The 7335-nt window shown below is 33.8% G+C and carries 8 protein-coding genes; 7 read left to right on the top strand and 1 reads right to left on the bottom strand.

Annotated elements, in window-relative coordinates:
• The first annotated feature begins 137 nt into the window (after positions 1–137).
• The 4 genes from HJ01_RS12580 to HJ01_RS12565 all read left to right on the top strand — a co-directional run bounded on the left by HJ01_RS12580 (position 138) and on the right by HJ01_RS12565 (position 3626).
• Positions 138–674, top strand: coding sequence for a hypothetical protein (locus HJ01_RS12580; RefSeq protein WP_007138821.1), 537 nt, complete (start codon positions 138–140; stop codon positions 672–674).
• A 242-nt stretch (positions 675–916) separates the two neighbouring features.
• The gene (locus HJ01_RS12575; protein ID WP_007138820.1) at positions 917–2440 is read left to right on the top strand and encodes a carboxypeptidase-like regulatory domain-containing protein; all 1524 of its coding nucleotides are present in this window, start codon (positions 917–919) and stop codon (positions 2438–2440) included.
• A gap of 5 nt (positions 2441–2445) precedes the next feature.
• A complete protein-coding gene (locus HJ01_RS12570) occupies positions 2446–3081 on the top strand; it encodes a hypothetical protein (protein WP_007138819.1) in 636 nt (211 codons plus the stop codon).
• A 95-nt stretch (positions 3082–3176) separates the two neighbouring features.
• Positions 3177–3626, top strand: coding sequence for a hypothetical protein (locus HJ01_RS12565; protein WP_007138818.1), 450 nt, complete (start codon positions 3177–3179; stop codon positions 3624–3626).
• A 37-nt stretch (positions 3627–3663) separates the two neighbouring features.
• On the opposite strand, the gene HJ01_RS12560 is transcribed toward HJ01_RS12565, so the two are convergent.
• Entirely contained in the window at positions 3664–4143 is a 480-nt protein-coding gene (locus HJ01_RS12560) for a hypothetical protein (protein WP_007138817.1), read from the bottom strand.
• A 335-nt stretch (positions 4144–4478) separates the two neighbouring features.
• Between HJ01_RS12560 and rlmD the strand changes: the two genes are divergently transcribed.
• The 3 genes from rlmD (at position 4479) to HJ01_RS12545 (ending at position 7304) form a co-directional block, all read left to right on the top strand.
• Positions 4479–5894, top strand: coding sequence for a 23S rRNA (uracil(1939)-C(5))-methyltransferase RlmD (gene rlmD / locus HJ01_RS12555; protein WP_007138816.1), 1416 nt, complete (start codon positions 4479–4481; stop codon positions 5892–5894).
• A gap of 80 nt (positions 5895–5974) precedes the next feature.
• Positions 5975–6496 (top strand): DUF6452 family protein, encoded by a 522-nt coding sequence (locus tag HJ01_RS12550; protein WP_007138815.1) that lies wholly within the window; start codon positions 5975–5977, stop codon positions 6494–6496.
• On the top strand, positions 6480–7304 hold the full coding sequence (locus tag HJ01_RS12545) for a DUF6048 family protein (protein ID WP_007138814.1): 825 nt from the start codon (positions 6480–6482) through the stop codon (positions 7302–7304). Before HJ01_RS12550 ends, HJ01_RS12545 begins: the two co-directional genes overlap by 17 nt.
• Positions 7305–7335: the final 31 nt, after the last annotated feature.

The following is a 7335-nucleotide window of genomic DNA, read 5'->3' as shown; positions in this document are numbered from 1 at the left end:
CAGCTGTTTTGATATAGCTGGAGTTTAGTGGAATTGCCGTTTCGCATCAAGTTTCCGTTAATCCGAAAATTGAGCGGTTACGAACTTCCAGCCATCTCAAAGCAGCGAAACGTTAGCAAACATTTCAACGTATTAATATGAAAAAAAAACTATTTTTTCTTATCTCTATTTTGGCACTAAGTTGTACCAAAGATGAAACTAATAATTCAACTGATAAGGCTGCCTTAAATTTAGTGACTGGAATTAATTGTAGACAAACACTAGATCAAAACGAGATCGTATTAAAACTTGGAAACCCGAATATTTTAGTAAATAACAAGTTTAAAATTTACCCTAATCCAGCTAACGAATCAGTTTACATTTTAGCACAAGAAAATGTTACTGATGTATGGTTTGTTTCAGCAAAACCAGAAAAAATTCATCAAGAATTAAATTTTAGCAGCATTTTGAATACAAATCTGTATAGTGAACAGACAATTAGTTCAAATTCTAATTTTTCACTTAATGGACAATCCTCTAGTAATATTGGAGTGAACATAGGAACTCTTACAAAAGGATATTATAAAGTATTCGTTAAAATCGGTGGAGAAATATATTGGGATAATTTATACAAATATGAAAATCAAGCTAATAACGAGGAACAATTTAACAAAATAAATGATTTTTGGAATTAAATTATAAAAACTTTTGCTAACAGCCTTTTGGCGAGATTGCGGTTTTAGGCTGAATTTAAAGATGGTTTTGTACTTGGAAAAGTAGTATTTAACTAATAAAATCCCCGCTACCGCAGAAATATTTTCGTGTCTAAGTAGTCAATGACAGATAAATTGTCATTCACTTATATACTATTCTTTAATCAAAAACTTTGTAACAAAACCCACTTCTCTTCGTCTTGTTTATAATAAACATCCCCTCTATGAAACCTAACTTACTATATACTTTTTTTATCCTGATTTTATTCCACACAGGTTTTGCCCAAAACATTAGGGGAAAAATTATCGATTCTAAAACTGGGGAAAGTATTCCCTATGCAAACATTCGAGTAAACGAATCGGAAAACTTAGTTTCTAATGGGGAAGGTTATTTTACCTTATCTGAGAGCAACAGTCAGGAAGAAACAATGCTTGTAGTTTCCTATTTGGGTTTTGTTAATCAGCAATTAACTGTAGGCGAATTGAAAAAGCTCGATTTTACGATTAAACTTATAGCTGGTATTTACGAGCTTGATAATGTTGCGGTGTCTAACCTAAAACCAAATCCTTACGAGATTATGGCAAATGTAAAAGCCAACTTAAGCCGTAATTATACAACTGGCGAAAAAGGATCAAAGGAAATGTTCTTTTTTAGAAAATCAAATTATTTCAATCCTTCCATAATTGATGTCGAAATTAACGAATCAACTGGCTTTAGCAAACAAGCATTATTAAAAGTCAACAACGATTTGCAGTCTTTTTCTACTAAATTAATTTCGAAGCCGCCTGTGTCATTTACTGATGTTCTTTGTAATTACTATTCCGTTAAAACAAAAAAAGCAGAGAAGTTTGTGTTTACCTCCAAACTAGATGTTTTAAAAGCTACTATTTTAAAAAATGAAGGAGAATCGACATCCTTAGACGATCTCGAGAAAACAGCTAAAAATTTAATGCTACAACATCTAGACACTACTAAATATTACCGCTTCAAAAGTGGACTTGTAGGATCACGCGATACAATATCATTACGTAAAGACTTTAATACAAAACCAGGGAAAGACAAAGAAGTAAAGAATCAATTAACAGCGACAAAAATTAATTTGAACAGCTTCATGTATGAAAACAACTTTTTAAAGAACAAGAGATTCGATTTTATACAAAAACCGGAGCTCTATGACTATACTTATGAAGGGACGACTTACACCAGTCAAAATGAATTTGCTTATGTCCTTACTTTTAAACCTAGAAAAAGAAAAGCGATGTATGTAGGTAAACTATATATTTCTGAAACTGATTATGCTGTCCTAAGAGCAGATTATGTCCTTGACGACGGCGAAAAGCTGAGTAATTTTAATATGAAATTTCTTTTAGGAATTAAAGTGTCCGAGAATGTGAGTAAAGGAACCATCATTTATAAAAAAAGAGCGGAAGACGATAACTATTATATGCAGTATGCCGCTACAGAAAGTGGAAATTACTTTTATCTCAATCGCCCATTGAAACTGATAGAATTAGCCAAGGGAGAAAAAGATGTTTTAGCACTTGATTTTAAAATAGAAGCCAATATGCGCAATAAAACAGAGTTTCTAAATATCTCCCGCTCTGAAACAACAGCAGCAGCAATTGCAAAAGTTAAGGAAGAAGATTTTAAATATATAAATATCAAATCCTATAATCCTAAGATATGGAAGGATTACAATGCCATAGAACCGTTGCAAGAAATGAAGCAATTCAAAGCCATTAATTAAACAAAATGAGAAAAAGCAATCTGTTTTTAATTCTATTTATTACCGTTAGCATTTCGTTTCTTTCTGCGCAAAAAAAAGAAGTGTATGTAAACGATGATTTAGAGTATATCAGTAAACAAGAATACGACCGCAATTCGGGGGATGATTATCTGAATTTAAAATTTGATGCAGATTCTGTTTACTTAAATGTGAGCGCTAAAAGAATTAAAAAAGGAAAAATAAGTAACAGTCAACTTAATGCACTAAAGTCAGATTTAGCCATTACAGCCTATTTTCATAAAGAAGATAAAATAGTTATCTATTATTATCCTGGTCAGGATGCCTGTAATAGCAGTGGAGACAAGGAAATGACGAGAATAAATTATCAAGAGTACTTACAAAAGCTTAAAAAGCACCAAAATATCAAACAGTTTTTTGTCTATAAATCACCCGAAGGAACAGCAGCTTACGGCAATATTAACTGGATTAAGGATAAAAACAAATTAATAGAATCCCTTTTTTTTCCTGTGCATTATCCTTGTAATAGCATCGTTATAATAGATGCTTATGGTAATTATTATTCGCATCGCGGAGAAAACAACATTAGTCAAGTTTTTAAAATTTTGAAAGACAAAAAAACATTTACAAATAAGGCAAACTAAATTATAACCCCTTCCTTTAAACAAGTCGGTTTTTCATCTTCCTATCCCCCAAATTAGTCTAATTTTGCTTTTCCTAAAAACAGCAACATACTATTATGCTTTCCAAAGTACAGTTTAAAGAATGGTTTGATCGTTATAAATATGCCGAGTTAGCTGCTACGACTGCGGCTTTGTTGGGCTCGCAATTTAGCAGGGTTTTTGATGGTTTGACAACGGCCTACTTGATTACGTTTATGGAGTATTTTGCCTTTTATGGGGTCATTATCAGCATGGCTTACCTTCAACTTGCCAAAAAAAACAAAACTCTAAAACAAAAGACTTCTTTAAATGATCTTTTAAGAATTGTCAAAAACTTAGTATTGGAGTTTGGCTACCCTGCCCTTTTAGACATTTTATTGGTGCGTCCTTTTTGTATGTACTGGTTGCCTATTTTGACGGGAAATGCAGTAACGGGAATCATGGCGGGAAAACTCTGCGCTGATTTCCTTTTTTACTTTCTATCGATCGTAAACTACGAATGGATGAAGCGCAAAAATCATTTTTGAATACAACTACAATTGAAAGTGATAACAAGAATTGCAATTATGCTTTTGTATTTTTTATAAAATCTCCATCATTAGAGAAAACTTGTACCACATATTGGTTATCAATATAAATTCCTATTTCATAAGTAACCACTTTTTCATTATCAGTAACCATTAAGGCTTCAATAATTGGAAAAGAAGGATACATTTCTTTCATATAATTACGGGCTCCTTCAGGCAATTCATTGTAGTCCACCGTAGCCGCAAAAACAATTTGATTGCCATTGAAATCATATACTGATTTACAATATCTGTTTCCCAATATAAATTTAGCTACATAAACTAATTCTTGATTATCCTTGCCCTGATATCTAGTAAACCAGACTGGGTCTTTGGCAGAGAAAACAGCATTAAATGATTCGATTACAACTAACGGGACATTTCTTTCAATTCTTGAAGCGCCATCATTTTGTGCTTGAGTAGCAAATCCATAAATGAATAAAACGAATAGAAGTGTTCTTTTTAAAGTAGTTTTCATAATTATCATTTTATTAAAATTACGTCCTTTATCTGGAAATCAAAAATATTCTCTTTGGTTTAGCTAAATATTATGATTTTATTTTTTTATCCAATCGCAATTATAACCGAAAATCCCCTGCCCCAGATTGCAGCAAAAAACCCGCAGTTGCAACAGCCTACAAAGCCGTGCAAGAAAAGAGCCACCGTAGCAAGCTCCTTTTATGGCCGGATATGGGCTGTCGAAACGAGGATTTGTAGCAGAAAGCGGGATTTGGCCTAAATAAAAAACACTTCTTTTTGAAAATATTTGCCAAATTGAATTTATAAAAGTTTACAAACGCTTATTTTTGCGCCATGGCTAAGAAAAATACAGACAAAGTTGTCTTTCATCAGATAAAAGTCCTTGATGCAGGTGCAAAAGGCGTATCAGTTGCAAAAGCTCCTGATGGGAAAGTAGTGTTTATCCCAAACGTGGTTCCGGGTGATGTGGTTGACGTGCAAACGTTTAAAAAACGCAAGTCCTTTTACGAAGGAAAAGCAGTACATTTTCACGAATACTCAGAACATCGTACTGAACCTGTTTGCGAGCACTTTGGTGTTTGTGGAGGTTGTAAATGGCAAAATATGAAGTACAGCCAACAGTTGTATTACAAGCAAAATGAGGTTTTGAACCACTTGCAACGCATAGGAAAAGTAGAACTTCCTGAATTTGAACCAATCTTAGGTTCTGAAAAACAGTTTTTTTACAGAAACAAAATGGAATTTTCATTTTCTAACAGCCGTTGGTTGACCGAAGCAGAAATAGGAAGCACTGAAGATTTAGGAAACAGAAATGCACTTGGTTTTCATATTCCGAAAATGTGGGATAAAATCCTGGACATCAATAAATGTCACCTTCAAGAAGATCCTTCAAATGCGATCAGAAATGAAGTGAGAGATTTTGCTAATGCAAACGGTCTGACTTTCTTTAACCCAAGAGAACATTCTGGTTTATTGAGAACATTGATGTTACGTACGTCTTCAACTGGTGAAATCATGGTTTTGATTCAGTTTTTTGAAAATGACAAAGCAAACAGAGAGTTAATCCTAGATCATTTATACGAGAAATTCCCTCAGATTACTTCATTACAATATGTGGTGAACGCTAAGGCGAATGATACCTTATATGATACAGACATTAAACTGTACAAAGGTCGTGACTATATCCTGGAAGAAATGGAAGGTTTGAAATTTAGCATTAATGCCAAATCTTTTTACCAAACCAACTCTGATCAAGCATACGAATTATACAAAATAACACGTGATTTCGCCGGATTGACTGGAAACGAAATCGTGTATGATTTATACACTGGAACAGGTACTATTGCTCAGTTTGTTTCTAAAAAAGCAAAAAAAGTAATAGGTGTAGAAAGTGTTCCTGATGCCATTAAAGATGCTAAAGCGAATGCGGTACGCAATGAAATCACAAATTGTGAGTTCTTTGTAGGAGACATGAAAGTAGTGTTTAATGATAGTTTCATTGCGCAACACGGACATCCTGATGTAATTATTACTGATCCACCAAGAGACGGAATGCACAAAGACGTGATTGAACAAATCATGAAAATTGCTCCAGACAAAGTGGTGTATGTAAGCTGTAACTCAGCGACACAAGCCCGTGATTTAGCCTTGATGGACGAGAAATACAAAGTAACACGAGTGCGTCCTGTAGATATGTTTCCGCAAACGCATCATGTGGAAAATGTAGTGCTGCTTGAAAAAAGAAAATAGTAGTCAGTTTGCCCTTTTTAGTATTCAGAACATCTATTTCTGAATACTAAAAAGGAACACTGAACACTGAATATTATTATATGAAAAAGACATTTTTGTTGTTATTGGTTCTTGCCTTCACTTTCTCCAGTTGTGAGAAAGATGATATTTGTGATGCCAATACCATCACTACTTCGCGATTGGTCATTTCCTTTTATGACATAAACAATTCATCTGTTTTAAAAAACGTGACTGATCTAACCATAATTGGAGAAGGAAAGACTGAAGGAATCACTTTTAACGGAAGTACTTTAATTAATGCTAGTACCGTTTCGATTCCGCTAAAAACGGATGCTGATGTAACAAGTTTTCGTTTTATTTTAAATTATGGAAATACAAATCCAGCGGTAGTCTATGAAGACATTTTAAAATTTAATTATTCTAGGACTGATGTTTTTGTATCTAGAGCCTGTGGATTTAAAACCGAATATACTTTAGATCCTCTAACGCCTTATGTCAATACAGCTTCAGATGTAGCTGTTGAAAAATGGATTCAATACATCGCAGTTAAAAACAGTATTATAGCTAACGAAAACGAAACACATCTTGAAATATATTTTTAGTATTTGCCTAGTTTTATCTTTATTTTTAGCTCAGGCGCAAGAAACCACTACTCTGAAAAATGTAGCTGACAGCACAAGTTCTAAAGCTATCATTCCTGACAATGGTAATTTAAAGACCGTGAAATTGCCCGATGAGAAACAAGAAGCAGTGGTTCCTGCCAAAACTAATCGATACGGATTGCGTGTAGGTGTTGATTTATATAAACTGACTCGCGGTTTGTATGATAGTGACTATAAAGGAATCGAATTTGTGGGAGATTACAGGTTGACCAAAAAATATTTCTTAGCTGCCGAATTAGGTAATGAAAATAAAACCACTGATGACACTCGATTGAATTTTACCACCAAAGGCTCTTACCTAAAAGCAGGTTTTGATTACAATGCCTACGAAAACTGGTTAGACATGGAGAACATTATCTCTATTGGTTTGCGATATGGTTTCAGTACTTTTAACCAAGAGCTTAACAGTTACAAAATTTATAATGCCAATCCTTATTTTGGAGAAATACCGGCAATTGCATCTGGAGAAAAATTCAACGGATTAACAGCAAGCTGGATCGAAGTTGTGGCGGGTGTTAAAGCAAAAGTATTTGACAACGTATTTATGGGTTTCAGCCTGCGTTTAAACCGATTGGTTTCAAATAAAAAACCAGGGAATTTTGACAATTTATACATCCCAGGATTCAATAGAACTTATGATGGTGATTTTGGAGTAGGATTCAACTATACCGTTACCTATTTCATTCCTCTATATAAAAAGAAAGTAGAAGCTATTGTCGTTCCCACAAAAGCACAGCCAAAAAGATAGATTTTCTAATCTATAGAAAAGTAAAAAGGAG

The sequence above is a fragment of the Flavobacterium frigoris PS1 genome (genome assembly GCF_000252125.1).
GTDB classification, from domain to species: domain Bacteria; phylum Bacteroidota; class Bacteroidia; order Flavobacteriales; family Flavobacteriaceae; genus Flavobacterium; species Flavobacterium frigoris_A.
The sequence above is the reverse complement of the archived record's forward strand: the minus strand, read 5'-3'. Positions and strand labels throughout refer to the sequence as shown.